20 protein-coding genes are annotated in these 26,343 nt (G+C 64.5%); 10 read left to right on the top strand and 10 right to left on the bottom strand.

Annotation, left to right across the window (positions count from 1 at the left end; all coding sequences use genetic code 11):
* Nucleotides 1–167: 167 nt before the first annotated feature.
* Nucleotides 168–662 carry an SRPBCC family protein gene (locus FBY36_RS14350; protein WP_142120417.1) on the bottom strand — a complete coding sequence of 165 codons (495 nt, stop codon included), beginning with the start codon at nucleotides 660–662 and terminating at the stop codon, nucleotides 168–170.
* Nucleotides 663–863: 201 nt separating this feature from the next.
* On the opposite strand from FBY36_RS14350, the gene FBY36_RS14345 reads away from it, so the two are divergent.
* From FBY36_RS14345 to FBY36_RS14315, 7 genes are all read left to right on the top strand, one after another.
* Nucleotides 864–1,853 carry a 2-keto-3-deoxygluconate permease gene (locus FBY36_RS14345; protein WP_142120415.1) on the top strand — a complete coding sequence of 330 codons (990 nt, stop codon included), beginning with the start codon at nucleotides 864–866 and terminating at the stop codon, nucleotides 1,851–1,853.
* Nucleotides 1,850–3,052, top strand: a complete 1,203-nt coding sequence (locus FBY36_RS14340; RefSeq protein WP_142120413.1) for a four-carbon acid sugar kinase family protein — start codon at nucleotides 1,850–1,852, stop codon at nucleotides 3,050–3,052. Before FBY36_RS14345 ends, FBY36_RS14340 begins: the two co-directional genes overlap by 4 nt.
* Nucleotides 3,052–4,056 (top strand): 4-hydroxythreonine-4-phosphate dehydrogenase PdxA, encoded by a 1,005-nt coding sequence (pdxA, locus tag FBY36_RS14335; protein ID WP_142120411.1) that lies wholly within the window; start codon nucleotides 3,052–3,054, stop codon nucleotides 4,054–4,056. The genes FBY36_RS14340 and pdxA overlap by 1 nt, the downstream gene beginning before the upstream one ends.
* 138 nt (nucleotides 4,057–4,194) lie before the next feature.
* Nucleotides 4,195–4,968 (top strand): DeoR/GlpR family DNA-binding transcription regulator, encoded by a 774-nt coding sequence (locus FBY36_RS14330; RefSeq protein WP_142120409.1) that lies wholly within the window; start codon nucleotides 4,195–4,197, stop codon nucleotides 4,966–4,968.
* A 46-nt stretch (nucleotides 4,969–5,014) separates the two neighbouring features.
* Nucleotides 5,015–5,281, top strand: a complete 267-nt coding sequence (locus FBY36_RS14325) for a type II toxin-antitoxin system Phd/YefM family antitoxin (protein WP_142120407.1) — start codon at nucleotides 5,015–5,017, stop codon at nucleotides 5,279–5,281.
* A complete protein-coding gene (locus FBY36_RS14320) occupies nucleotides 5,278–5,670 on the top strand; it encodes a type II toxin-antitoxin system VapC family toxin (RefSeq protein WP_142120405.1) in 393 nt (130 codons plus the stop codon). The genes FBY36_RS14325 and FBY36_RS14320 overlap by 4 nt, the downstream gene beginning before the upstream one ends.
* 57 nt (nucleotides 5,671–5,727) lie before the next feature.
* Nucleotides 5,728–6,030, top strand: a complete 303-nt coding sequence (locus tag FBY36_RS14315) for a YciI-like protein (RefSeq protein ID WP_142120403.1) — start codon at nucleotides 5,728–5,730, stop codon at nucleotides 6,028–6,030.
* Nucleotides 6,031–6,059: 29 nt separating this feature from the next.
* On the opposite strand, the gene FBY36_RS14310 is transcribed toward FBY36_RS14315, so the two are convergent.
* From FBY36_RS14310 to FBY36_RS20875, 3 genes are all read right to left on the bottom strand, one after another.
* Nucleotides 6,060–6,908, bottom strand: a complete 849-nt coding sequence (locus FBY36_RS14310) for a class I SAM-dependent methyltransferase (protein ID WP_142120401.1) — start codon at nucleotides 6,906–6,908, stop codon at nucleotides 6,060–6,062.
* Nucleotides 6,909–6,945: 37 nt separating this feature from the next.
* Nucleotides 6,946–8,259: a beta-propeller fold lactonase family protein gene (locus FBY36_RS14305; RefSeq protein ID WP_142122650.1), complete on the bottom strand. Its 1,314-nt coding sequence runs from the start codon at nucleotides 8,257–8,259 to the stop codon at nucleotides 6,946–6,948.
* A 681-nt stretch (nucleotides 8,260–8,940) separates the two neighbouring features.
* Entirely contained in the window at nucleotides 8,941–9,372 is a 432-nt protein-coding gene (locus FBY36_RS20875) for a hypothetical protein (protein WP_235008846.1), read from the bottom strand.
* Here FBY36_RS20875 and FBY36_RS20870 point away from each other — a divergent pair.
* Nucleotides 9,372–9,875: a hypothetical protein gene (locus FBY36_RS20870; RefSeq protein ID WP_235008845.1), complete on the top strand. Its 504-nt coding sequence runs from the start codon at nucleotides 9,372–9,374 to the stop codon at nucleotides 9,873–9,875. The two genes, FBY36_RS20875 and FBY36_RS20870, sit on opposite strands and share 1 nt — an antisense overlap.
* 294 nt (nucleotides 9,876–10,169) lie before the next feature.
* Here the strand turns inward: FBY36_RS20870 and FBY36_RS14295 are convergent, their stop codons facing one another.
* From FBY36_RS14295 to FBY36_RS14275, 5 genes are all read right to left on the bottom strand, one after another.
* Nucleotides 10,170–11,303: a DUF3322 domain-containing protein gene (locus tag FBY36_RS14295; RefSeq protein WP_142120400.1), complete on the bottom strand. Its 1,134-nt coding sequence runs from the start codon at nucleotides 11,301–11,303 to the stop codon at nucleotides 10,170–10,172.
* A complete protein-coding gene (locus FBY36_RS14290) occupies nucleotides 11,300–14,734 on the bottom strand; it encodes an ATP-binding protein (protein WP_142120398.1) in 3,435 nt (1,144 codons plus the stop codon). The genes FBY36_RS14295 and FBY36_RS14290 overlap by 4 nt, the downstream gene beginning before the upstream one ends.
* Complete coding sequence (locus tag FBY36_RS14285; protein ID WP_142120396.1) at nucleotides 14,731–15,405, bottom strand: DUF4194 domain-containing protein; 675 nt, start codon at nucleotides 15,403–15,405, stop codon at nucleotides 14,731–14,733. Before FBY36_RS14285 ends, FBY36_RS14290 begins: the two co-directional genes overlap by 4 nt.
* Nucleotides 15,402–16,874, bottom strand: a complete 1,473-nt coding sequence (locus FBY36_RS14280) for a DUF3375 domain-containing protein (protein WP_142120393.1) — start codon at nucleotides 16,872–16,874, stop codon at nucleotides 15,402–15,404. Before FBY36_RS14280 ends, FBY36_RS14285 begins: the two co-directional genes overlap by 4 nt.
* A gap of 149 nt (nucleotides 16,875–17,023) precedes the next feature.
* Nucleotides 17,024–17,650: a DUF4230 domain-containing protein gene (locus FBY36_RS14275; RefSeq protein ID WP_142120391.1), complete on the bottom strand. Its 627-nt coding sequence runs from the start codon at nucleotides 17,648–17,650 to the stop codon at nucleotides 17,024–17,026.
* A gap of 249 nt (nucleotides 17,651–17,899) precedes the next feature.
* On the opposite strand from FBY36_RS14275, the gene FBY36_RS14270 reads away from it, so the two are divergent.
* Nucleotides 17,900–19,222 carry a hypothetical protein gene (locus FBY36_RS14270; RefSeq protein WP_142120389.1) on the top strand — a complete coding sequence of 441 codons (1,323 nt, stop codon included), beginning with the start codon at nucleotides 17,900–17,902 and terminating at the stop codon, nucleotides 19,220–19,222.
* A gap of 119 nt (nucleotides 19,223–19,341) precedes the next feature.
* Nucleotides 19,342–19,536, top strand: a complete 195-nt coding sequence (locus FBY36_RS14265; protein ID WP_142120387.1) for a hypothetical protein — start codon at nucleotides 19,342–19,344, stop codon at nucleotides 19,534–19,536.
* A 263-nt stretch (nucleotides 19,537–19,799) separates the two neighbouring features.
* On the opposite strand, the gene FBY36_RS14260 is transcribed toward FBY36_RS14265, so the two are convergent.
* Nucleotides 19,800–26,258, bottom strand: a complete 6,459-nt coding sequence (locus tag FBY36_RS14260; RefSeq protein ID WP_160141898.1) for a DUF3320 domain-containing protein — start codon at nucleotides 26,256–26,258, stop codon at nucleotides 19,800–19,802.
* Between the last annotated feature and the right edge of the window lie 85 nt (nucleotides 26,259–26,343).

The following is a 26,343-nucleotide window of genomic DNA, read 5'->3' as shown; positions in this document are numbered from 1 at the left end:
GCAGAACCGCAGGTCGGCGTACGTGGAACAGTCACGCACGCCGGCACCTTGATCCTCCTAACGGGCCGGACCGGCTGTCAAGGGCGGGGCGCTGTGAATCCAGAAGGAGGGGGGTTTGGGGGTGGGGCCGACAGTCATGGTGGCGGGCACGCATCCCGCCTGCGGCATCACCCTTTGCGGGTCTGCCCTTGTCCCTCAGCGATCCGCTTGATCGCGGCGAGCGTTTTCGGGATGCCGTCCAGCGCCTGCCGGGTGCGTTCGGCGATCTGCGCGTCAGCCTCAGCACCGTACTTCTCCCCGAACATCGCTATCCCGTCCGGCAGGAATTCCCAGGACTCGGTGAGGGTGGTGCCTGAGTCTGACGGGGTGAGGGTGAAGCCCCAGCGGACAAATTTGCCGCCCACCACCCAGGCGAACTCGCGGCCGCGCTCGGCAGCCACCACCTGGGAGCGGGTTTCCCAGGTCCGGTGCGGGAGCTCGTTGCGCCCGGTGAACCAGGCGCCGACGTGGCCGGGGGTGTCCTCGTCGTCCCACCAGCACGAAGTACACACCGGGCTCCATTCACCGGTCCGGGTGATGTCGGAGACCAAGTCGTAAAGTGTCTCGGCTGATGCTTCGACCGTGACGGATTCCTGGTGTTGGCGGATGCTGCCCTGGTTCATGGGTCCATCCTTACAGACGGTCACTTCTTCTGCCGCCGGCTGCCACCGTGCCAGTCCTCCTGCTGACCCACCCCACCGGAAGCGACCCTGCGCGTTTCACGCACAACTACTTGCGCTTAACGCGCAACACGTCATATGATCTACATCATGCTTCGAGCCAAGTGCTCGGCCCCTCTCCCCCAACAACAATGAGGTTGCAACATGTCTGTCCCCATCAAGGCCACCATGGAAAAAGTTCCCGGCGGCATGATGCTGATCCCCCTGCTCATCGGCGCCATCCTCGGCACCTTCGCACCGGATTCCGCCAAATTCTTCGGTTCCTTCACCGGCGCGCTCTTCACCGGCGGCACCACCATCCTCGCGGTCTTCTACGTCTGCATGGGCGCGAGCATTGATATCAAGGCCACCCCGTACATCCTGAAAAAGGGCGGCGTCCTCTTCGGCAGCAAGGTCCTGTTCGCCATCATCATCGGCGTCGTCGCCGGCAGGTTCCTGGGTGAACTTCCCATCGACGGCGGGATCCTCTCGGGACTTTCCGTCCTGGCTATCCTGGCGGCGCTGAATGACACCAACGGCGGCATGTACATGGCCCTCATGGGCCAGTACGGCAAGCCCAAGGACGTGGCGGCGTACTCCGTCATGACGCTGGAATCCGGCCCCTTCCTGACCATGGTGACCCTCGGCGTCGCCGGCCTCTCCGCCTTCCCGTGGCAGGCACTGGTGGGTGCCATCATCCCCCTGCTCCTCGGCGCCATCCTCGGCGCCCTGGACCCCGCCATGCGCAAGTTCCTCTCCTCCGCGGCCCCCGTCCTGATCCCGTTCTTCGCCCTCGCCCTTGGCTTCGGCCTGAACCTGGGACAGGTAGTCAACGCAGGCCTGCTCGGAGTGGCGCTCGGCCTGTTCGTGCTGATCGCCGGCGGCGCCGTGCTCTTCTTCGCAGACAAGCTGACCGGAGGCTCCGGCATTGCCGGCCTTGCCGCAGCCACCACCGCCGGCAACGCAGCCACCGTTCCCATGCTGGTGGCCGCAGCCAACCCGACATATGCTCCCGCGGCCGGTCCCGCCACCGTGCTGGTGGCCGCCTCCGTGGTGGTCACCGCCATCGGCTGCCCCCTCATGGTCGCTTGGTACGCTAAGCGCCTGAAAGCCAAGCAGACCGTGCAAACTCCCGAGGTGTCCCGAGCAGTATGAACACCACCGCAGCCACGCGCTGGGCAATCATCGCCGACGATCTGACGGGAGCGGCGGATGCGGCCGCAGCCTACGGGCCCACGCACAGCAGTTCCGTCGTTCTCGACGTCGACAGCAAGTGGCCCGACGCCCAGATCCTTTCGATCAACACCGAGAGCCGCTACCTGGCGCCGGCGGAAGCAGCCAAGGCGGTGACGACGGCGGTAGAACAGTCTCTGCGTCAGCACCGGCGGATCTTCAAGAAGATTGATTCACTGCTGCGCGGCAACGTGGGCGTGGAAGTCGCGGCAACACTGGCCCGACTGGCGCAGGGCCGCGGCAAGGGCATGGCGGTGGTGGCTCCGGCGTTCCCGGGCACGGGACGGACCACCCTCGGCGGCATCGTCCACGTCAACGGTGTCCCCCACACGGCAGGAAACTACGCCGGCGACGTCGCGGCGGCGCTTGCCGCCGGCGGCCTCACCGCCGAAGTCGCAGGAACAAGCGGACGCAAGCCTGAGGAACTCGCGCGGCACCTGCGGGACGTGCAGGACCGCGGGATTGACGCCGTCGTACTGGACGCCGCTTCCGATGACAACCTGCAAACCATCGCCGCCGCTGCGGAGCTACTGGACTTTCCGGCGCTCCTGGTCGGCTCCGGCGGCCTGGCAGGGCACATCGCACCCCGCCAAGAAGCTGCAGCTGCGCGAAATGCGCAGATACGGCGCGTCAGCCGGACCCTGACCGTGATCGGCAGCTACTCCGGCCTAGCGCGGCAGCAGACCGATGCGCTGGTGGCGGCCGGCGCCGAACACATCACCCTGGACCACGCCACCCTCGACGGCACGGCCGTTCCGGACCTGGTTGCCCAGGCGATGGCGCGGACGGACGTCGTGCTGACGCCGGACCCCATGGGCGCCGTGGACAAGTCCCAGGCACTCGTTGTGGCAGAGGCTTTGGCCCGAGCCACCGCTGCGGGCATCGGGCACTGCGACGCCCTGGTCCTCACCGGCGGGGAAACGGCAACTGCCGTCCTGAAAGCCCTCGGCGCCGGCAGCTTCACGGTCCTCGGGGAGATTGAACCCGGCGTCGTGATGAGCCTGCTGCCCGAGCCCCTCCCCCTGCTGGTCACCAAGGCCGGCGCGTTCGGGGACGCCGGAACGCTGGCCCGGACTACACGATTTCTTACTGGAACCACGACTGAAATGAGTATCAAATAATGGGACGCCCGATTGTTGCCATCACCATGGGCGATGCGGCCGGCATTGGCCCGGAAATCATCGTCAAGGCCCTTGCTGACGCGGAGCTCCGGTCGAAGGCGCGCATGCTGGTCATCGGCGATCTCCGCCGGCTGCAGCTCGCCGCGGACGTCGTCGCCAGCCCGCTGACCCTCCGCCCGGTCTCCGAGCCCTCCGAGGCGCTGTTCGACGAGGGCACCATCGACGTGCTGGACATCGACTGCATCCCGGAGGACCTCGCCTGGGGCGAGCTCTCGGCCGCCGCTGGCCACGGCTCCTACCTCTTCATCGAGAAGGCCGTCCAGCTGGCCATGGACCGCCAGGTGGACGCCATCTGCACCGGGCCGCTGAACAAGGCAGCGCTGCACGCGGCCGGCCACAAGTTCCCGGGCCACACAGAACTCCTGGCCGAGCTGACCGGCACCGAGGAAGTGTCCATGATGCTCACCGCGCCCAAGATGCGCGTCATCCACGTCACCACCCACATCGGCCTGATCGATGCGATCGCCAAGATCAACGGGGACCTGGTGTACCGGACCATCAAGCGCGGCTATGAACTGCTGTGCGCCTCCGGTATCGAGAACCCCCGGATCGCCGTGTGCGCCATCAACCCGCACGCGGGCGAGAACGGCCTGTTCGGCTACGGCGAGGAGGCGGAGAAGATCCAGCCGGGCATCGAGAAGGCCCAGGCGGACGGCATCGACGCCTTCGGCCCGCTCCCGGCGGACACCTTGTTCTTCCTGGCCGGCCGCGGCGACTTCGACCTGGTGGTGGCCCAGTACCACGACCAGGGCCACGGCCCGGTGAAGGTCCTGGGCCTGGAGAACGGCGTGAACATCACCGTGGGCCTGCCCGTGGTGCGCACGTCCGTTGACCACGGCACGGCGTTCGACATCGCCGGCAAGAACATCGCGGACCACGAGTCGCTGCTGGAGGCGCTGCGGCAGGCAGTGGACCTGGCGCCGGCCCGCGACGAAGCTCTGTAGCGTCAGCCTATTGGACGGCCGGTCAGCGTAGGATTGCTGACCGGCCGTTTTGCTGACCTTTGGCTGCGGGGACTTGCCGGGGCCGGAACTAGCATGGTTACCACTGCCACCGCCATGCCCACGGGAAGGAGACCGGGAATGCTGAGCGCAAACGCGCGGCGCGAGGAGATCTACCACCTCGCCGTGACCACCGGCCTGGCCTCCGTGGAGGAACTCTCCGCCCGGTTCGAGGTGACCGCGTCCACCATCCGCCGCGACTTGGCGCTGCTGAACGGGCAGGGCCGGCTGGCCCGCACGTATGGCGGGGCGATGGCCCTGGGCGCGCACCCGGAGGCATCGCTGCGGCAGCGCACCGGCGAGGCGTTTGAGCAGAAGCATGCCATTGCCCGCTGGGCGGCGTCCGTGATCCGGCCCGGGGAGAACATCCTGCTCGACGCCGGCTCCACCGTTGGTGCCCTGGCCCACGAGCTGCGCGGATTCGAGAAGTTGTCCGTGACCACGCCGGGCATCAACACCATGCAGGAGCTGGCCGAGTCCGAGGGCATCGAGGTGGACTGCCTGGGCGGCCGGCTGCGCAGCCTCTCGCAGAGCTTTGTGGGGCCCCTGGCCGAGGCGGCGCTGGAGCGCATGAGCTTCGACCGGGTGTTCCTGGGCGCCGACGCCGTCACCGCCGAGGACGGCATCTGCGAAGCCGACCACGCCCAGACCCGGCTGAAGGAACTCATGGCCCGGCGCGGCCGTTCCGTTTACGTTTTGGCGGACTCCTCCAAGCTCGGGCTGCGGCCGTTCCACGCCTGGGCGCGTTTGGCTCTCCCTTGGACTTTGGTGACGGACGACGGCGCCGACCCCGCCCAGGTGCAGAAGTTCCGGGACGTGGGGGTTCAGGTTGAGGTGGCTGCGGTCAGCAGTTGAGGCTCTTGCTTCGAAGCCAATGCTACGATTGCTACGGAGGCACCCGATGACAACAATCCCCCACCGCGAGCTGCGAAACCAAAGCAGTAAAATCCTGGAGCGGGTGAAGAACGGCGAAACCATCGACGTGACGAACAACGGTGAGATTGCGGCTACGTTGATCCCGCCTGCAGCGTCACCTTTCGAGCGCCTGCTTTTGTCCGGCAGCGTGCGGCAGGCCGCTGGAGGCCCCGTCGACTTCCGCCTGCTCCAGCGCGTGGCCTCAGATGTCGGCACGGCCGAAATGATTGACGACCTTCGCGGCGACCGGTGATCATCTACGTCGACACGTCGGCCGCCCTGAAGCTGGTGGTTGAGGAACCGGAATCCAGTTCCACCGCGGAATTCCTCACAGCGGCAGGACAACGGGGCGACAGGCTCGTGGCCTCGATGCTCCTTCACACGGAACTGCACTGCGCCGCGAACCGCCGCGGCCTCCCGCCGGAACTGGTCAATGCTGTGCTCGACGCAATCAACCTCGTGGACCTGACGCGTTCAGACCTCTTGTACGCGGCCGCCCTCCCCGGTAAGTTGCGCAGCGCCGACGCGATCCACCTCGCCGCTGCGATCCGACTTGAAACGCAGACCTTGGTCGCCTTCGACAAAGAGCTTGTGGGGGCAGCAACCCAAGCAGGACTCCACACGCTCTCCCCGGGCGCCTGACATGGGTACGCTACTGCTACCAACAAGGGAAACCCCTTAAGAAAAGGACGAATACCCATGCACGCCGTGCTCGAATACACCTACGAGGACAACTACCTTGAAACCCGCGAGAAGTACCGCGCCGACCATCTCCGGGCGGGGCGGGAGGCAGTCGAACGCGGCGAGCTTCTCCTGGGCGGGGCTGTCGGCGAAGGACCCTACAAAGGGTTGCTGATTTTCACCGGCGACAACCCAGTCGAAGCCGCCAAAGCTTTTGCAGCCGCAGACCCCTACGTCATCAATGGCGTCGTGACATCCTGGACCGCCAGCCCATGGACAACCGTGCTGGGAAATGACGCGGCCACCCCGGTTCGCCCCTAGTCCCGGCCCTGCTGCCTAGATGTGCCGGATTACCGGCCGTTCTCCCCAGCCTTCGACAGCCTGAATATCCCATAGCGCATAGCACCGGTGCGGTAGGCCAGGATCAGGCGGGGAATACTCAGAATGGCACCGCGATTGCGTGTGCCAAGGGCGAGGCGGCGGATCTCCGGATCGACGAGCATGGCCTTCACCAACCGGACGGCGCAGATCGGCCACGTGCGGGCGACCCGGCGGCTGACATCTTCATAGCCGGTGACCGCAAAGCCCGCCGCAGTTGCCATCGCCTCGTACTCCTCGCGCATCCCCAGCGAGGGCAGGCGCCCTTCGCGGCAGATCGGCTCGAGCAGGTGGCGGACCTTCCAGCCGCTGGCATCGGTCTCGGCGAGCCACGCGCAGATGACGAAGCGGCCGCCAGGCGCCAGCACGCGGTGCGCCTCGGCGAAGAACCTCGGCTTATCCACCATGTGTTCGCTCGACTCAATCGACCAGGCGGCATCGGCTGATGCATCGGGCAGCCCGTTGCCGAGCCAGTCGCGGACATAGATGTCCACGCTCGGCATGGAATGCACCGCGGCGTGGCGGGCCTGCTCGGCGGACAGCGTGAAGCCGGTGACATGGACCCCGCGCGTCACCGCGAGCCGTCTTGCGGTGGAGCCGTATCCGCAGCCGATGTCAACGCACGCCTGGCCTGGCAGAAGGCCCAGCCGGTCGCCGACCGTGTCCACCAGCTCCTCGACGGCCTCGCCGGGTGTCTCGCGGCCCGTCTCCCACAGCCCGTGATGGACATGCTCGCCCCACACCCGGCGGTAGATGGGATCGAGCTCGTCGTAGTGATCCGCCACCGCCACGGCGTCCTGGGAGATATCGGGGACGATCACGCCATGACCCTACAACGGCGCTCCAGCACGCGTTCCATCAGCGGACCTTCGCCTTGGTCACGGTGATGGTGATGCGGTCCGTGACCGCGTCGGGGCTGAGTCCGTTGGTGGCGGTCACCTTGAACGTAAACTTGCCGGCCTTGGTGGGGGTTCCGGACAGGACTCCTGTGGCCTTATCCAGGCTAAGGCCTGCAGGCAGTGCACCGGAGGAAACATGGAAGGTCGGGGCCGGGGCACCTGTGGAGGCGAAGGAGTAGTTGTAGGCTGCACGAGTGTTCGCCTTTGTGGGCGGTGTGGCCGCGGTGAACACCAGCGGTGCTGCGTGCACGGTGATGACCGATACCGTGTTGGAAAAGGTGTTGACGACGTAGACAGCGGACCCGTCCGGGGAGACCCCAATACCTTCCGGATGCGACCCGACCTGGACCGTGGAGGTCACCGCGCCCGACGCGACATCGATGACCGACACCGTGTCTGCAGCGGAGTTGGTGACATAGGCTGCGGACCCGTCCGGGGCGACGGCGACGCTGTCCGGGGCCCACCCGACGGGGATGGTGGCGCTCACCGTCCCCGACTCAACATCGATGACGGACACAGAGTCCCCCTCGTTATTGGCGGTGTAGGCTGCCGATCCGTCGGGTGTGAACGCAACGGCCGTGGGAGATGACCCGACCGGAATCGTGGAGGTCATGGCACCCGCGGCTACATCGATGACCGACACCATGTCGGAATCCTGCCCGTTGGTTACGTAAGCCGTCGACCCGTCCGGGGCAAACGCAACGGCGTTCGGCAGCGGCCCGACCGGGATCGTGGAGGTCATCGTGCTCGAGGCGACCTCAATGACCGACACCGTGCCGGAACGGCTGTCGCCGCTGGTGACGTAGGCGATCGACCCGGTCGGGGCGAAGGCAACGGCGAACGGAGCGGCTCCGGTCGCGATCGTGGAAGTCACAGTGCCCGAGCCGACATCGATAACGGACACCTTGTCGGAATCGCCACTGGTGACATAGGCAATCGACCCGTCCGGGGATACCGCCACATCGAGGGGAGACACCCCGACCGGGATCGTGGAAGTCACCGAGCCCGAGCCGACATCGATGACCGACACCGTGCTGGCTTCCCAGTTGGTGACGTAGGCTTTCGATCCGTCCGGGGTGAACGCCACCTCCCTGGGGCTTGGACCGACCGGGATAATGGAGGTCACGGCGGCTGCAGCGTTTGCGGGGACAGGGCCGACCAGCACGAGGGCCGCCAGGATGGTACCGAGGATGCCCGCGCGTCGGCCGCGAAGGCGGGCAGCTGACGACCGTGGACCTGGGTAGCGCCGGGACCCTGTACTGAGTAGCTGCATCACGTTTCCCCCTGCTTGAAGAGCGAATCCTGTTGTGGAGCGTGCGGACTTCGGAAGCCACCCTCTGAAGGCTGGCCGAAAATACGCGTGAGCGGAGTCTACAAACCAGGTAAAACTATGGTCACCGTTGGCCCGTACCTGTCTTTTGGACCGGTACTACCTGTTGTGAAGTGCGGCGAGACTGGCGAGCACGAGTATTTTCATTGGGGTAATCTTCCGCAGACGAGGCCCCGGCTAGGTAGGGGGAAATGTCCCTTGTTATGTTTCCGGCTACCCGGGCATAGGACAGCAGGCAGGGTAGGCGGCACGACGGCGGCACCTGCGTCCCGCCGTCGTCATGCCGGGCGCTACGGGTGCACCAGCACCTTCACCGCCGTGTCTTTGTGGTTGATGAGGGTGTTGAAGCCCTGCTCCACCAGGTCCTCCAGCGCGATCCGGCCGCCGGGCGCACGAACTGGTCATCTCCGGTGTTCCGGGCCCGGAGATCCCCACGCCGCTGGCGGAGTCGTGGCGCCGGTCCATGGCGCTGGGGGCATCAGCCCGGACCAGCACAGCCCGCGGCACCTGCACGATCCGTCCGAGGTGTTGCAGCTGCGACGGGAGCACCGGCTGCAGCGGGTGATGCCGGCGCTGCAGGACCTGCTGGCCGACGATTCCGTTACGGCCGGCACCTGCTGGTGCTCACCGACGCCGGCGGCGAGATCCTGTGGCGGGTGGGCAGCCGGGAGGCGCTGCGGCGGGCGGACCGGCTGGAGTTCTCCGGGGGGCCGACTGGTCCGAGGCGGGGATCGGTACCAACGCCATCAGCGAGGCCCTGGTCACTGGCGGGGCGGTGCAGCTGTTCTCCGCCGAGCACCTGGTCCGCACCCACCACGACTGGGCGTGCACCGCGGCGCCCGTCGCGGACCCGGCCACCGGCCGGCTGCCGGGCGTGCTGGACGTTTCCGGGCCGCTGGACACCATCAGCGCGGACACGCTGCGGATGGTGCGGTGCGCAGTCAGGGTGGCGGAGTCGCTACTGGGAACGTCCGACGGCGGAGCCGCCTTGGGTTCGTCTTCTTCCGTGCGGGCGTCGCGGCGGGGGTGTCCGCGGGCCTTCGGCTGCAGTTTCATTGCTGGAGCTGCTCGGGGACAAACCCGCCGCCGTGCTTGCCTACGGAAGCAGGTTGCCGCTGACGCTGCGCCGGGCGGAGATCCTGGCGCTGCTGGATTCCCGCTCGCAAGGGTGGAGTGCCGAGGAACTGGCGTACGAGCTGCACGGCGACGGGGGTACGCCGCAGGCCATCCGGACGGAGATGTTCCGGGTCCGGTCGCTGCTCAGCGACGCGGTGGAGTCGAACCCGTACCGATTGGCTCCTGGTTTGACCGGGTGCTCGGACTCGGGGCGGGTGCTGCGGCTGCTGCGGCTGCTGCGCGAGGGTCTTGTAGCGGAAGCGCTGGAGGCGTACACCGCTCCCCTGCTCAGCAGGTCCGGTGTCCTGGCGGTGCAGCTGCTCCGGGACCAGCTGGATATGGCCGTGGGCTCGGCCGTGCGGGCCAGCGCGGACGTCAGCTTGCTGATGCAGTGGCTAACTACGGACATGGGCGTTGGGATGCTGAAGCGGTGGAAGCGCTGAGACGGCTGGTGGGACAAGGGGATGCGCGGTACCTCGCCTACCATGCGAGCATGATGGCCAGGCTCTGATTCCCGCCCCTCATCGGGGGTCAAGGCGCTTGCGCAGTAGGCAGGAGCCGTTGCCCTCGGGGTGGGCGAAGACACGCCGAGGCTGGTCGCGGGCCTACCGGACGTCGACCGGGCGCGCGCCGAGGGCGAGGAGCCTTTCCAATTCGGCATCCGGGTCACGGCCCACAGGACCAAGCACCAACACGGCTCCGACTGTTTTAAATGGAAAGTAGACTGAGCGCGCCGGTCAGCGCTGTGTCGAAATAAGCACTGCCATGGCTGTCGTCCAGTTGATCCGTTCCTGTTCAAGCCGCACGTTGCCGAGTACCGCCAGCTGTTCCACCACGGCCAGCTCCTCCGGCAGAAGATGCTGCATCGTCCCAACGGCCGGCTTGGGCTCGTGCCCCCAGAGATCTTTGAATGCTTCCAATGTGTCCAGGTCCATTAACGCAGTGCCCACAGCAATGCCTTGGGCACGTAACCGGTTCAAGATGCCAAAACCGTGGCTGTCCAGATCACCCCAGTAGACCACGCCAAGATCACGGATCCAGGGGATACGTGCCAACCGGTCAACCGCGTAGCCCGAGCCATGAACCACCACAGCACCCCTTAAAGGTGGCATGGCCAATACGGACTCCAGATTCTCAAACACGTAGACAACATCAGGGGTCAGGGCCATGGCGGCCAACTCCGTGACCGGTGCGGCCAGATCCCTCAGCCCACCCGGGGCCAGACCGGGGTCGAGGAAACGCACGCGGACCAGATCCGGCTTGTCTGCCAGACCCAACCCACTCCCACCGGTGGCCGCTTCATGCAGCCGCGTGACGAGGGATCTGTACTTCTGGACCCATTTGGTGTCGACCCCGCGGATGGGCAATTGGCGGATGTACAGTCCCGATGCCGGGTGATCCCTGATCCATTCCAGCACCCCGCCAAGCCGGGTGAAGTCTGCCGGCGCCAAAGCGGCAAGTTCGACGGCGCTGCGGCCCACCGCGGTCGCGAACCCATCCCGGTGAGGAAGAGGCACCGAGTCGAGCAGCGTCTGGGCCCTGGAGGATGCGCGTTGCCAGTGGGTGGTTTTGCCGGCAAATGCCGCGACAGCCGCGGGGGTATCGAGTTGCACACGCTCGGGAATCCTCTGCTGGCCCAGGCTGGCCCAGCGGCGTTCAGTCCACAACACGTCTGCTGTCCCTTCCCATGACTTGGCCCAGGCGACGGCGGCCGGCAGGGAGGCTAATGCTTGTGCTTCTGTGGGCGGATGCAAGGGGATGCTCAAGGGAAGAGACGCGCCATCGCCCACGGACCACGAGCCAACGTGGCGGTTGTATTTCTTGAGCGCCTGCGCGGCCGCCCCGGCAGGAGTCACAGGCGTGGGGCTCAAAACAGTGCACCCGTCTCTGCCGGATCTTCAGCGTCCCCGGTTGCCAACACTCCTGCACCGGCTGACCGCTCGCGGCCCGGCACCGCGGCAGCCGGTGGCGTAGAGTCCTGGCTGCCGTCGTCGTCCATGGACAGGGCCCCGATGCGGGAGTCCTGGAACTCCCGGCAGGTGACCACGGCCATGCCCCCGATGTAGTCTTCCAGCGTTTGCAGGAGTTTCAGCGGGGTGGCGAGCACCATGTGGAACCCGAATTCGGTGAAGACGTCCATGGCGATGCGGGTGAAGTTGCTGTCCGCCTTATCGAACGCCTCGTCCATGATGACGGTTCCGTAGCGCGGCACGTCCTCGCCATCGCCGGCCAGCTGGTAGCGCAGGGCCGCGGCCAGGCAGAACGTGACAAGCTTTTGTCGCTGACCGCCGGAGAGGCCAGCGCTGGAATCGTACACATTAAGCTGCCCGCCGGCGGAGTCCACCTCCGTGGCGGTGAAGCGCACGTGCAGCCGCGTGTCCAGGCATTGGTTCCGCCAGGAGGTGTCGGCAGGTTCGCTGGAGGCGAGTTTCTCCATGATGCGGCCCATGACCTCGAATTTGGCTTCGGCATCGTCGCGGTTCTGGGCCACCCAGGAGCCCGTACTGATGTCCTGCAGATCGCTGAGAAACTTCCGGCCCAGCTCGCCCCGGTTCTCCTTGACGACGATCTTCAGGAACCGCCCGGCGTCGAAGGCAGACCGTTTGAGGGAGCCGTTGATGGGGGCCACCCTGTCCCGCACCTCCAAGGGCGCGCGGCGGATCTCATTGGCCAACGTGGCCACATTTTGCTGCGACTGGCGTTCCATGAGTTCGAAGAACCGGGTCTCAAAGTCCGGCAGGCGGTCCGCGACGAGCTGCTCCAACAGGGCAAGGTATCCGCCACCATCCTCCACCTGGTCGGTCAAGTCCCCGGCTTTGGCGGACCAACGACGACGGAACTCTCCCGCCAGCGAGGCGAAGGCTGTCCGGGCGGCCACGGCCTGGGACGTGGCCTGTTTTTCCTCCGCGCTCAACCCAGTGGTCACCGTCAGTGCGACGTCGTCGATCACCTCGTGGATTATGCTGCGGCGCTGCTTCAGGAATCGTTCCCGGAGACTGGCAGCAAACTCCTCAGGCACGTCGGCCGACGCCGCAACACGCGGTTCAAGGCCTAACACGATGCGGTCCAATCCCGTCAGTTGAGTTCTGACGTCAGCCAGCGACTCCATGGCGGTCTGCTGGGCCTTCTGGGCAGCCGCCCAGCGCGCCCTGGCCTCCTTCGCGACAGCTTCGGCTGCTCGAAGGTCGCCGCTCGCCGCGAGGATCTCCGCCAGCCGTTCTTTGTGGCTTTCCACCCGGGTGCGGGCCCGGCCAGCATCCAGTTGGTCCCAGCCTTGGCTTTCAGTCAGTGCCAGTGCCTCGGCGCGCCGGCGTTCGGACTCGCGTCGATTCTCAGCGGCGTCGACCTTGTCGGCGAGTTGGTCAGCCGTGGCTCGGGCAGCCTGGACGAGTGAACTCAGTAGCTCCAGTTTGTCGGCGTTGTCGAATCCGAGCACCCACGTTGAGCGGTCGTCCACCCGTGACCGATCGTCTTTTTCGTGTCGGGTGCGTGAGCGTTTGACCTGCCCGGCACGGGTGACGGCTTTCTCCGAACCGCCTAGTTCCGCGGGCGAATCGACGCATTCATAGTCATAGTTGCCCGACAGGACCGCGTGCAGCCAGCCGGCCATCGGACCATCGGCAACCTGGACCCGCGAGACCAAGGACCGCTCGGTCCGTGCGGGCCGCGGCGGTTCTGACCGGCTGGGGACGGACTCGAAGACGAGCCGCGAGCCCAGAAACAGCCCATCGACGGCCTCGCGCACACGGTCGATGTGCTTCTCCGGGACGAGCATGACGGTGGCCAGCGGACGCAGCACCCGCTCGATGGCTCCGGTCCAGTCCGCGAAGTCCTTCCGGACCTCTAACAGTTCACCGGCGAACGGAAACGCCGACGCCGGAAGGCCCGCCGCCTCGGCTACAACGGACCTCGCTGTGACCAGCTTGTCGTCGAGATTGGACCGTCTTCCGCGCAGCGATTTGAGCTCCGTTTCGAGGTCGCGGACGTTCGCTTTGGCGGCGCTGCGGGCCTCATGAAGCTCATTGATGGTCTGTCTGCTGGCCGCGCGGGCGGCCTCCAGGCCGCTGCGTTCGGTGCGGGCCGCGGCCCGAAGTTCCTCGTACTCTTCGAAGCTGGCAGGGAAACTGATGCCTACCGCCTCCAACCTTGAGGCCAGCTCCGCTCGCCGGCTCAGGACATCGCGTTCGCGTTCCTGTGCCATGTCCACCTGCATCTGTTGGTCGCGGAGGGCCTGCCCGCCATGGCCGTCCACTTGTCGGCGGGCTGCCGAATGGGCCTCTTCCAATTCCGCCGTAGTGGCGGTGGCTAAATCGACGTCGTGCTGGGCGGTCAGTGCGGCAGACTCGGCGGCCGCTTTGGCGTCCTTCGCTAGCTTGAGCTTCCATTCATCCTTGAAGCTGGGCAGCGCCGCGGAAAGTGCAGCGGCCTCGGTGGCGCGGGCGCTGTTCAGCCCGAACGCGCGGGCCGGTTCCTCCATGCTCCGCAGATGTTCCACCTGCTCGCGCGCCTCCACCACCAGCCGGTGGGCTTCGGACAATTCGCCAAACTGCGCCACTGCGGTAGTGGCGATGTCGAACGTCTTCGGCCTGTCCAGCATGAATTGCCGGAATAGGTCATCAAGGCTGCCCAGCGACTTGGCCGATTGCGTCTTGTGCAGCAGAAGGACGGCATTCTCGCCGGAGATGCCCATCAGGCGGCAGAAGCGGCTGGCAAAGGCCGAATGCTTGTCGGTGACGTATGCGGCCGGCCAGGTGCTCTTGATGCGCCGGGTCTCGATGCCGTTGCGAAGGTAGTCGATAAAATCGGTGAGCGTCGCATCCTCCTGCAGGAGGATGCTCAATTCGCTGACTTCAGCGGGCGTGTTGCAACCTCGGCGCAGGTGGTACAGCTTGAGCAACAGCACCGGCTTAGCCCCTGTGTTGTCGTTGTAGCGCAGCAGGATGCCGCTAAACGTGGCGCCGGTGCGCAGATATTCCGCACGCACTTCGCCCGTTTCGTCATCGGCGCTGCGCCGCCACGCGCCGCGGATGTAGCTCACAATCGTCCGGTCTTCCCCCCGGGCGGAGGTGTCCTGGGCGGCCGCGTTGAAATGCAGCTTTCCTCGAGGCGTCAGCACGGCTGAGATGGCGTCGACCAGCGAGGACTTTCCCGAGCCGGAATGTCCAGTCAGCAGGAAGCCCTTTCGTGCAATGTCCAGGCCGTGGTGGCCTTGAAACGTCCCCCAGTTGAGCAGCTCTACCCGTTCCAGCCGCCACTGACCGGTCCGGGTACTTGGTGCCGTGGCCGCCATCGTCATGCTCATTCTGTCTCCTCAATGGTGTCGAGCAGCTCTGCGGAGCTGGGCTCTACCTCCGCAGCCAGCCGCCGGTACTCCGTCTGCACGGCTGCAATCTCCTCCGCACCGAAAACGAGCCTCAAGACGGGCGAAACTTCGAAACGGCCCTCCGTGCTGGTTGCAGCCAACAGCCCGTATTTGACCATCTTTTGCCAGGACGAGTTGATGCGTTTGGAGAATCCCGCGATGTCGGCGTTGTCTTTCCCTCGGTAAACCTGCAGCTGATCGGCCACTTCGTCCGCGCCGACGATGGTTTTCCGACCGCCGCCTTCCTGCAGTAGCGTCTGCCGCAGGTGGAGCAGCAGCGCCGTGTCCAGGAACGTCAGTGTGGCAGTGCGCATCACCTTTGGCGTGTCAACGTCCGCGGAGGTGTTGCGGACAAAGGCGACCTGTGCGGCGTGATCGATGACTAGGTCCAGGAACAGGTCTGCCAAGCTGGACCGGACGGCGTCCTCGTCGGACAAGAGAGCCGTCCATAGATTGCCGTGCCGGGAGGCGGAGAGATAGGGGCCGCGTAGAAGCTGGACGAGGACCCGGCGGGAGGGCTCCCGCAGGGTGCCCGTGTCGCCCTCCCACAGCGCGACATCGGACAACGTTCCCTCGCCTCCGGCCGGTCCGGGTACGCCTGATTCGCTCACGGGTGAATCCTTTCGGTGAAGAGATAGCGGCCCACAGTCCCGCGGCGCGTGGTGCCGGAGCCATCGGTGGAGCGTCCGGGGGGCCGCCAGGTGACGTCTTCACGGCCGCCCAGCGCGATGGCGTGCTCTTCGGCTAGAACTAGGAGTCCGACGACGCTTGCCACACCTTGGGTGGCCGGACGATCAGCCAAAACGTCGGCAATGGTTGCAGAGCTTTGCCGGCTCAGGACGGCATTTATATTGCCAGTCAATTCGATCATGTCGATCTCGGAGGCGCGGGCCAGAGCCCGGAGTTCCTCAATGTCCACTGTCTCGGCGTCATGCTCGATGATCTCTCCAGCGGCTTCGAAGTCGGCCGGATTATGCAGATTGAGAGCGGCCACTGAATTGAGCGGAACACTGGTCAGGTCCAGCGACAATTCTGTCTTGGCATAAGGTTTCACCGACTGCGAGGTCTCTAAAGCTTGCCGCAATGCAGAACGCAGCCGCTGGTTGATCAACCGGTCCTGTTCGAGTTCCTGGGACTGGACAAAGCGGCGCAGGCTGCGGCTGAACGCAGTCATGACGGCATGGATTTCGGAGCTATGGTCCTGGAGCGTGGGCAGAATCCGGCGCAGAGTCCTCACCTGCGTTGCGGAGAGCCGGGACGTGAATTGCCTGTCCATGATGGTGTCGATGCTGTCCTCGAAATCACGTCCCTGTTCCGGGTCGAGCAGTAGAGCATAGAAGCCGGAAAAGCTCCGTCCAGCCTCGGACTCGGCCAAGAGATCAACACCGCGGAAGATGTCATCCAGGACGCTGCCGCGCGGGCCATCCTGTTCGATCAGCCGTTCCCGCAGGTCCCTGTTGAGTTGCTCAAGCTCGGACCGGACCCGGGCAAAATCACTGGGTATTTCTTCGATGAGCGATAGTACGTCGCGCAGCCGTTCAGCGGCCTGCTCGGCGGACAGCACGTCAATGTCCCCGCCGGCGACCCGCTCAATCTGGCCATCGATGCGGGCGCGTTCCTCATGCAGTGCGCGCAGCCGTGACGTACTGTCCGGATCTGTTTCGCGGGCCAGTACGCGCACCCTGTCCAGGATTGTGGCAAGACGCGATTCGGTGACGGCCTGCCGCGGCTGGGACAGCTCCGCGACAAAGCGAATGGCCTGCAGCGCTCCCAGCGACAATTCAAAGGTCTCCTCGCGGGATCCCTCTGCAGTGCGACGGATCAGGACGCCGTCATTGCGCCACGCTGTGCAATAGGCCTGAGCCGTCTGTGGCAGATCGAACCCGTTGCCCCGCAGCTCCTCCAGATCCTCCTCAACGTGCTCAAAAAGCGCCGGCGCCGCCAACCGACGTTGCTCGCCGCCCAGATGCTTGCTCAGCACAGCTACTGCAATCGCTGCGTTATTTGTCCGGAGCAGACGCCACGCTGGATCCTCGCTCAACAAGCGAGAAGCCGTGAGTGCGGCGCGGAGAACAGTCATGGGTTCACACTAGCCAATGGCACTGACAATGATTCCTTGCCCGATAAGCCCGAAGTCGTCAACGGTGAGCGCCATCACCGCCCCCGTTGCTGCCAGCTAACCGGGTGATACAGCAGCAAGTTTGAGCCAAACCGGTCGATCAGCATTACCTAACTAGAGGTGCCGCCCTCAAAGGTAACCTCGTATCCGAGCGACCCGAGCAGACCAGTCAGCATGCTCTTGGTATTTTCACCCGCTCGCTGCCGCAGCTCGGAGTTCTCAGCAGCGTCAGCCATGTCCGATTCGGCGAGGAGATAGAGCTCCGTTTGCTGAGGCGCCGTGAACGCATCTACGACTCGGTCAGCAATGCCCCGATCCTGGCTGTACACGTAGGACCGGTCATGGTCGATATTTGGCTTGTCGAGCTGCGACTCGGGCAGTCGCAGGGTCACCGATTTGCCGTCAGCTGACAGAGTAAGGTCATCTTCGGCGAGGCCTGCAAGGTCGACGTAGGCATTTACGGTGCCAGCGGCCACAAAGAGCGTCCGTCGTCCTGCTATGAAATCGGGAAGCCCCCCGGCGCTTTCTTTCTCGTCCAACAAAAGCTCAAAATTACCGACCGCAGCGTGGTACTGGCTTACGTTCTTGACGGACTTCAGAAGAACGGTTTGGTTCCGCTCGCTCTTGCTCGAAAACGGGCCGAACCCGAGCATGCTCGCGGCCAGCAGTACAGCCAGAAGTACCGCCACCGCAGATGCAGGGAGCGCGACCGGCTTGAATGATTTGGCGGCGGACATTGGACCCCTTTTGCCTTGAAACGGCTCGGGTTCCGTTCCTGGTGGTTGCCTTCCAGAACTGCTGGATGGCTAATTCAGCATCAGTGTAGCGGGACCAACCTACGGGCGCGGCAACGACACTTTCATAAATTCTGATCTCTATGTGGGACGATAACGACCGGTGACAATTGGGCAAGGATCACGTTCTTGGCTCCCCAGGCGCCGTCGCTAGCACCGCCCACGGCGGCTTCATTTCACGAGGGGAAACAAGTGACTACTACTGACAGCAAGGCACTCGTACCGGTGTGGACACTGGCCACAGAGGCGGTCAGCGTGTCTGACTTGCTTGGCACCGAGCGCCTAACGCCGGCTCGCCTTGCAGAACTGCGGACGGTTTTGGCAGCACTTGCGGACGCCCCGATCGCAACACTCGAGATGCATTCCATGCCAGCGACTCGTGACCGTAAAGGCGGGATCCCACTTGACGTTGCAAGCCCGCTGGCAAAGCAATTGGCGCAGCTGGTAACCCAAACAGCGAAATCCGCTCCCCCGCAACTGAACGTGGCTGATACCGGAGAGGTGCTGTACCGGATGGTAGTCCCTGCCAAGGTTGCCGCGCAGGTGGGCAAGGGGCTTGTGCGGCCCATGGCGGCCAAAGGAGTCGCTGGAGCTATTCATGGTCCTCTGATGGGCTCGACCGGAATTGTAGGTGCGGCGAAGTTCGTGCCTGTTGCAGGCAAAGCCGCAGCTGCAGGCACTGCCGGCGCTGCAACTGGTTCGGCAGCAACGGCTGGCGTTGCGGTAGCCAGCGCTGGAGCTCTGACGGTGGCCGCGCCGCTCGTGCTGATGGCCGTGGCCGTCAGCGTCAGCGCATACGCGGAGCACCAGCGCCAGGAAGCAATTGAGCGGATCACTGACCTCTTGGAGCAGTTGCACGAGGACAACCTCGATAAAGAACGCAACGAGTTGGACGGTTGCCGTGAAGCGATCGACAAGGCAACGTCGATCCTCCTTGACCAGGGCCGGATTGGCCTTTCGCTGGGTCTGGATTCCTCCGTGCACGGCATCAATACCGCTATCGCTGCCACTCGGCGGCGGCTGAAGAAGTGGGAAGCGGCACTGGATGCGCTGTCCGGCGGCGCAGTCGAGGTAAGCGAATTGAAAAAGCCTTTTCCCGGCATCACCGAGGAAGGCGGAACCTTCCGTGCGCACCTGGAGATTGCACGGCTGGCCATCGCTCTCAAACGGCGGGTGCTCGTGCTTCAGGCAGTCGAGCACGCCCAGCAGGACACCGGCAACTCCTTCAAGAGTTTCATCGGGACGCTCCACGACGACGGGCGCAGCACCGACGAGTTGGAGTCAGGTATCAACCAGGTGCTCCTTCGACTGTCTGCGCTCCAGGTGAAGCGCGACGGCGGCTTCCGCCTTCCTGCGTTTACGGCTGGCGAGGTAGACCAACTTCTACAAGCCTCGTACCGACTTCGCGCTCTGGGAGACGGTCTACAGGTATCTGGCCACCGGGATGACGTTGCAATTGAAATTGAACGGAAGCGTGACGGATCCCTCGTCGTATTCCCTGCAGTCGCAGCCTAATCAACTCGGGTGGGCAAAAGCCCTTAGCACCATCTGAGGCATACTCAGCTCGCTAAGACAACACCTACGATTTTACGGAGCAACCATGGCCGGAAAAAGCAGACAAAGCCGCTGCTGTTATGAAGGACGGCGGGCAGAAGGCCAAAGATGCCGCCGCAAAGCTTTACGCTCTCGCTCAAGACCCCGAAATGCAGGCGAAGGCAGGGAAGTTGCTTGAGGACGGCAAGAAGTTGTACCGGGCAGCAACAAGCCCCGAAGCCAAAGAGGCCTACCGCAAGTCCTTGGAAGTAATACACAAGATGCGGAAGAAATAGCCGAGGGTTGGATTCCCGCCAGGTCACCAAGACGGCGTTGATTCCCCCCAATTACCCGTGTTTTCAAGGGTACTTGGACAAGACCCGCGCGATCGTGTGCTCCGAAATCACGAGCCACTCCACGAGTTCCTCCGCCCGTGCCTCGTCCAGTAATTCGCCGGGCCGCCTAATGACGAGCTTGTATGCTTTGCGGTCGGGCCAGTGACCGCCGTTGCTGCGCCGTACGGTGCGGATGGAAAGAGATCAGGGCGTCTCTTCTAGGATTACAACGACTTGACTAGCCGCACCATGTCGCCGAGCAGTTCCAGGCGTCCCGTTTCCACACCGTGCTGCAGCCCCTCATTCAGGCGGGCCGTGATGCCAGCAGTGCGGCGCTTCCCGCCGAACGTCTGAATCGTTTCCCGATGCAGCTCACCCACTCCGATGCCACCTCTCGCACTCACGATATCCACCATCGCATTCCGTAGTTCCACAACGCTGATGTGCTCCGGCTTACGAACGATGTCAGCGTCATTAGACCGGAAGATGCTCCAAGCGCGCCGATCCACGGTGGCATCCCAAACAAATCCATCATCATCAATAACGTGGGCCGACGGTTCGACCAGACGAAGCACGGAGTCCGCACGGGTACCGTTGACCTTATTGAGTCCGAACGCAGCACAGACCAGCCTTGCCAATCGGTCGTGATGTATTGGACCCTCAGCCGCGACAACAACACCAATGGCATCTCGGACGGCCGCGATCGAACGTCGTGAGTGCAGGCTGTCAAGAACGTCTGTGGTTCCGAACGCCTGCACACTCCACGGCTGATACGTGGCGACTTCCGAGGTAGCAAGCCCCGACGACGACACCGCTGCTGGCTTCCGAAGCTCCTCAAACAGCGGCAGGGTTCCGATCGGGTCTGTGTCAATTCCAGCGGGCTCCTCGACAGCCTCACCACCGGCAAATCCGGGAACGCTAACCTCCCGTGGAGACGGCTCATCGACAGCCTCTTCCGAAACGTCGCCGGCAGCTTCCCGCAGAGAGAGTTCCAGCCGATCGAGTACCGCCTCACTGTCCGCAAGCCACGCCGGCAACCAGACGCGCTCCACTGAAGGCCAACGCATCATCCGCGTCAGGACATCCCGGGGCAGCCCGTCCCGGTCGCCAGCGGTCCGGCGTGCAGCCCAGGCCGGACCGTCCAGCAAGATGGCCATCAGCTGGCGGGACGGGTCTTCCGCCAGCGCAACACTCAAATCCACCTTGAAGTCGGACAATCCCACATCTGAAGAAACCACGAACCCGCGGTCCCGGAGAGCGTCGGCGATCTCCTCCCGGTGCAGGTCAATACTGGCGGCGCGGCGCCCGTCGTAAGGAAGCGCGGCAGTCCCCTGCTCGGCCAGATCAAGGTAGGACCTCAGGTGCTTGATGCCAACGGAGCTGGTTTCCTCGGAGCGCAGATCGGCCGGGTTGAAGCTGGAGAAGACAATAACCTGCCGGCGTGCACGGGTGACAGCAACGTTGAGGCGCCGTTCGCCACCAGACCGGTTCAAGGGACCAAAGTTCAGCGGCAGGTAGCCCTTGTCATTCTTGCTGAACCCCGTGGAGAACAGGATGACGTCCCGCTCATCACCCTGCACGTTCTCAAGGTTCTTGACGAACAGCCCTTCTGCATCCTCATCAAGGGCAGCGACGATACGCTGATCCTCGGTGTCACGCAGCAGACCTTCGATGAGCGCGCGTTGCTGCAGGTTGAACGTCACCACACCCACGGAAGGAGTTCCGGCTGGATCAGCATCAAACCTGCGGCGTATCTCGGCCACCACCGCAGTGGCCTCCACAGGATTGGTCCGGAGGACCTTGGATGGTCCCGAGCGGTGGAACTGGCCATCAACCCTCACAAAGTTCACGCCGTGTCCGCGGACGCCCGCATTTGCAGCCCCGTGGGACGGGCCGGGGAACGAGGAAAGCTTGCTGTCGTAGTACTGCTGGTTGCTGAAAGCAATCAGCGATTCGTCCTGGCTCCGGTAGTGCCAGGACAGCCACTGCCGCGGCACCCGCGCTTCCACGCATTCGGAAAGGATCGACTCCATATCCTCCACCACGGAGATCTCGGCGTCGCCGTCGCTGCCGGCGTCGGAGGAAATCTCCGCGAACGACGTGGGCGGCATCTGCTTGCTGTCACCCACCACCACCACTGATGCACCGCGGCCCATGGCACCCACCGCGTCGGCAACCCGAATCTGTGAGGCTTCATCGAACACCACGATGTCGAACAGACCGGCCTTGGCGGGGAAGAACCGCGCCACTGAATCCGGGCTGACCAGCGTGCAGGGCATGATTCCCGTTATGAGGTCTGCGTAGTGTTCCATCAGTTTCCGGACGGACAAGCCACCCCGCTGCCTAGTCAGTTGTCGTTGCAGCTCGCCCATCCGCCCCGAGGTCGACGACGACGAGACCGTCCGGGAGCGCAGGACCCCGGCGGGGAGGTTGGTTTTGAGCAGCTCGCGTACGGTTTCTGCGCGCGTGGTAAACCGCTCGATGGTGCGCTCGTGCACCGCGGCATCAAAGTCGGCCAACCCTGTAGCGATGCGCCGTTCGGCCAGCGACCCTTCAGCCAAGCCGCGTTCAAAGGCCGCTGCTGCGTCATCAGCCTCCAGCTCGCCGTCAAGGATGGCGATACGGGCGTCGGTCAGTCCCGCGGCACGCAGCGGTTCGACATGACGGATCAGCTCAAGCCACCGCGTCAGCGGTACCGACCCCGCCGCGTCCAGTCGCCGCGGCACGGACGTCTCCCACCAGCGGGCCAGGAAGCCCTGCTCACCGGTCCACGTACGTAGGTCAGCACTAACCACACCCTGGATCTGAAGGAACTCTTCCCAGGCCTGCGAAAGCTCCCGCAGCCAGCCGACAACATTCTGATGGACGTCCGGGGCGTCCTTCAGGAACGTACGGAGCTCGCTCTGGAAGCTCACGACGGCGGCCTCCGGAGACGGCTGCACCGCCTGCGCGGCCCAGCGCAGCCAGGAAATGCGGTGCCGCAGGTCGGCTTGGGCGTCCGGCGTCAGCGGGTTCCAGTGCTGGTCCGCAGGAAGCCCCGGCAACGAGCCCCGCGTTGCCCGCAGGCCGGAGACCTCGTGCTGGACGGCCACCAGTTTCTCCAGCAGCGGCACCAGCTCCTTGTGGCGGACTTCAGCTCCAGAAACAAGCACGGGAGACAGTTCGGCGGCCACCGCCAGCAACCGCTTCTTACGTCCCCAGAACCCGGATGCTGCGGCCTGCCGCGCACGGCCGAGGATTTCCGGCAGAGGAAGATCCATGGCCTCCGGCGCCACCTGCTCAAGGCCTGGATGCTGGACGGATGCAAAGGCCGTCACCAGTTTCTCCAACTGTTCAGCGTTAACTGACCAGTCGCCGGAGCGGACCACATCCAGGGTCCCCAACGGTAGGTTCCGGTCCTGCAGCAGTGTGGCGAGCGTTCCGACGTCGGCCGGCGTCTGCGCTGCGTCCAGAACCGACGGAAGCCCGGGGGTTGGCCGCAAGGCGTTCAGCGCCTCGTTGAGGCGACGTCCCAGAGCCAGCAGCTGCTGCTCCTGCTGCTCGCCCGCCGCAACAGAGACGAACCGCCATGGGAGGTCAGGCCCAGGACGGACGGGGTCGGTGAACTCAGGAAGTTCCCGGAACACCTGCCGAACCGAGTTCAGGGTGGAGTCATTCAAGGACGCTGTCAGCTCCGGGCTGAGCGGAACCGTCGCATGGTCAGGTTCATAGGTCAGAGCTTTGGTCCGCGCACTGTAGAGGGAAAGCTGTGCGCCATTCTCTTCATGGACGTTGTTGGCATAGCGGACCAGTCCACGCCGGGCTGAGGCAAGGTCGGTGGAGGCAGTCTCAAGCTGTTGCTTATTCGCGGACAGGCTCAGCTCCAGGGCATGTTTGATCTGCGCCCTGATCACCGCCGGCTTGCTGCCCTTGTCATGCAGGTCAAGGGAGAACGGCCCCATCCCGACGTCGTCGAGCCGCCTCTGGACAACATCCAGGGCTGCCCGCTTCTCCGCAACGAACAAAACCCGTTTGCCGTCAGCAATGGCGCGGGTCAGGAGGTTGGTGATGGTTTGTGACTTTCCGGTGCCCGGAGGGCCTTCCAGGACGAACGTCTGGCCGGCGACTGCAGACGCGACTGCCTCCAACTGGGACGAGTCCGCTGGTATTGGACACTGGGCAGCCAAGGCGTCCAAATCGACGTCGGGCGTAACGGCAACGCTGTCTGAATAGAGTTCCGTGGGGGTGCTGATCAGGTGTTTGACCAGGCTGTTTGCGGTGAATTCCTTCCAGTTCTCGTCAAGGTCCTTCCACAGGCGGAACTTGGCGAACTGCAACATGGACAGGTCCACGGTGTTTTCCACGCGGAAAGCCAGGCCCTTGGCCGAAACGGCAGCCCGCACAGCAGCGAACGCGGCGTCCAGATCGATCCCGGCTCCATCTTCAACCGGCTCCGAAAGGCCCGGAATGCGCAGGTCATGGGACTGCGCCAGCTTCTCGAGGAGGCAATAGTTGGGCGTGGACTGGCCGGTCTCATCGAGTGTGACCCGGTACAGACCGTTTTTCCCTGCAGAAGCCAGCTTCACCGGGACCAAAACCAGCGGGGACCGAAGCGCCCGCCCGTCCAGTTCCCACATCAAGCTGCCAATGGCCAGATAGAGGTTGTTGGCTCCCGTTTCCTCCAGCTGGGTCTTCGCCTTGTAGGCGAGCCCGCGCATCTTGGCGTTGTAACCGTCTTCGCTGACCTCCGCGAACACGGCCTTTTTAGAGCTGAGCAGGTCGGCGAGTTCGTCCTGGGGAAGGTCCCTGCCGAAGCGGACGCCGCGCTCCTGGTGGACGGCACTGATCTGGTTGGACGGAAGCAGGGTGACGGGCGTACCCCTGCTGATGAGGTCCTCGAAGGCACCCATCCACGCGGTGGGCACTGCCAGTGGGAACCGGGCGGTGTCAGTGAAGTTGATGAGCCTGTTCCGCAGGCTCAGGTCCAGCAGGGCGTTCTTCCACTGGACCACCCGGGGTGGAACATCGGATGTGGTCCTGGCCGGAAGCCCGCTTGAGGCTGCTTTCTTCGGCAGGGCCGGCGCAGTCTTGGTCTCCGGGACGTAGTTGACCACGGTGTAGGTTCCGGCGTCGGACGTGGTCCTGGCCGGCAGCGGGTAGATGCCATCGAGGCGGGCGCGCCTGATATCAGTCACCGCGTTGATCTCGTCATTTCCGCTTTCCACATAACGGTTCAGCGGGCTGCTGCGGAGTGCGGCCGCCGAGATCGGCTGACTGCCGGTGAGAAGCGTGGTTTCCACGAGGCCGATGAAGCCCCGCTGTACAAGGCTGACCAGCTCGGGCACGTCGTCGGAGGCCGCAGTGCTGAGGCTGCCTTCCTCGCGCCAGTAGCCGAGGAAGGCGTGGCCGTCCACCAACCAGAGCAGAGGTCTGATGCCGCAGAATTCCAAAGCGGCGGCCAGGACCAGCGTGGTGTCCAAGCACGTGCCCAAACGGTCGTCAAGGACCTGCACCGGCGTGCGTACCTGCTGGCCTTCCAATCCCCAGCTGGCGGGTGGCATGCTGTAGCGGATGTCACGGGCGCTCATGGCCTGGGCGATGGCGAACACGATCTGATCAACCCGGTCCCCGTCTTCCAGGTACCCGTCGAAGCTGCCGCTGCCCGTCGTTTGCATGAGGAGGTCGGCGGCCTCGGACATGAGCTTGGCAATGCTGGGATGGTGCGGTTGCACGTACGCGGCCAGGAACTCGTAGGAGACGAGTCCCCGTCCGGCGATCCACAACTGGGCGGGCAGGAGCGTCAGGTCCGCTTCTGCGCGGCCCAGCTCCACCACGGCGGCATCGGCGCCCGCCGAATGGACGGTCACCAGCAGCTTTCCCATCTGGCGGTCAGCCAGTTCATACATGGTGGCGGCCTGAACTGGAACGTCGAGATCATCGAGCGTGATGATTTGGCCTGCCGCCAGGTCCACGTACTGCTGGAAGTCGCCGGAGATCCGGCCTGACTGCGCGGAGGCCTCCACTTGGACCACTGCACCGCGGATTTCCGCGCCGTTGTTGGTGATCTTGACCTGCCTGACGAAGCGGAAGCCGTTGTGCGCCATCGCGTAGCTCAGGGCATCTGCTGTGGTCACCTCCACCACAACGTGGGCAGCGGATGCAGCCGGTCCAGGGACCGAGGGCTCACCCGGAAGGCTTTCCTCCGGGTGGTCGGACTGCGCGACGGCGGCCGGCAGAGCCTGCTGCTCCTCTTCCGTTTGTTCCCGGGTCGGGGAAGACCGGTTCTGGTACTCGGTGAGAAGCGCAGTCAACTCGGTCTGAGTTTGGTCCAGCCCGATCACTTTGGCCAGCCGACCTGCGGTGTCCAAGGCACGGAAGGTATCGGCGTCGTCGAAGATCTCATTGTGGGCCCAGCGGTTTCGTGCTTGGCGCAGCTCGGAGGTATGGCTGCGTGCGTCATGCGGGAGGTTGAAGGGGTAGCCAAGTGAGCCCATGGATTCAGTCATGATGCGCAGCTGCAGGCTGAGATCCGTGGGTGCGTAGGATTGCGCAGCGCGGCCGGCGTTCTCGTCCTTGTGCTGAATGATCTTTATCCAGGCCACGCCGGGCGCTATCTCCGCCAGCACTCCGGCGATGTAGGGCTCAAGACCAACCGCCAAGGCCTCAAGCGCCCGGCCCACATACTCGCGGTTGGACAGACTCATCAAATTCCCCCATCTACGGCACCGCCATCAGTACCGTCATTCAATCAATGCAACCAATCATGGCATCCGGCGCTGACAATCCTGG

Origin of the sequence: Arthrobacter sp. SLBN-122, from assembly GCF_006715165.1 — a bacterium.
Taxonomy (GTDB): Bacteria; Actinomycetota; Actinomycetes; order Actinomycetales; family Micrococcaceae; genus Arthrobacter.
Note: the sequence above shows the minus strand (reverse complement) of the source record. Positions and strands in the feature narration are given on the sequence as shown.

Excerpts from the sequence above, each read along its gene's own strand:
- FBY36_RS14350 (WP_142120417.1), bottom strand. The coding sequence starts at position 662 with ATGAACCAGGGCAGCATCCGCCAACACCAGGAATCCGTCACGGTCGAA.
- FBY36_RS14290 (WP_142120398.1), bottom strand. The coding sequence starts at position 14,734 with ATGAGCATGACGATGGCGGCCACGGCACCAAGTACCCGGACCGGTCAG.
- pdxA (WP_142120411.1), top strand. The coding sequence starts at position 3,052 with ATGGGACGCCCGATTGTTGCCATCACCATGGGCGATGCGGCCGGCATT.
- FBY36_RS20875 (WP_235008846.1), bottom strand. The coding sequence starts at position 9,372 with ATGAAACTGCAGCCGAAGGCCCGCGGACACCCCCGCCGCGACGCCCGC.
- FBY36_RS14260 (WP_160141898.1), bottom strand. The coding sequence starts at position 26,258 with ATGAGTCTGTCCAACCGCGAGTATGTGGGCCGGGCGCTTGAGGCCTTG.
- FBY36_RS14340 (WP_142120413.1), top strand. The coding sequence starts at position 1,850 with ATGAACACCACCGCAGCCACGCGCTGGGCAATCATCGCCGACGATCTG.
- FBY36_RS14315 (WP_142120403.1), top strand. The coding sequence starts at position 5,728 with ATGCACGCCGTGCTCGAATACACCTACGAGGACAACTACCTTGAAACC.
- FBY36_RS14345 (WP_142120415.1), top strand. The coding sequence starts at position 864 with ATGTCTGTCCCCATCAAGGCCACCATGGAAAAAGTTCCCGGCGGCATG.
- FBY36_RS14275 (WP_142120391.1), bottom strand. The coding sequence starts at position 17,650 with ATGTCCGCCGCCAAATCATTCAAGCCGGTCGCGCTCCCTGCATCTGCG.
- FBY36_RS14325 (WP_142120407.1), top strand. The coding sequence starts at position 5,015 with ATGACAACAATCCCCCACCGCGAGCTGCGAAACCAAAGCAGTAAAATC.
- FBY36_RS14280 (WP_142120393.1), bottom strand. The coding sequence starts at position 16,874 with ATGACTGTTCTCCGCGCCGCACTCACGGCTTCTCGCTTGTTGAGCGAG.
- FBY36_RS14330 (WP_142120409.1), top strand. The coding sequence starts at position 4,195 with ATGCTGAGCGCAAACGCGCGGCGCGAGGAGATCTACCACCTCGCCGTG.
- FBY36_RS14265 (WP_142120387.1), top strand. The coding sequence starts at position 19,342 with ATGAAGGACGGCGGGCAGAAGGCCAAAGATGCCGCCGCAAAGCTTTAC.
- FBY36_RS14305 (WP_142122650.1), bottom strand. The coding sequence starts at position 8,259 with ATGCAGCTACTCAGTACAGGGTCCCGGCGCTACCCAGGTCCACGGTCG.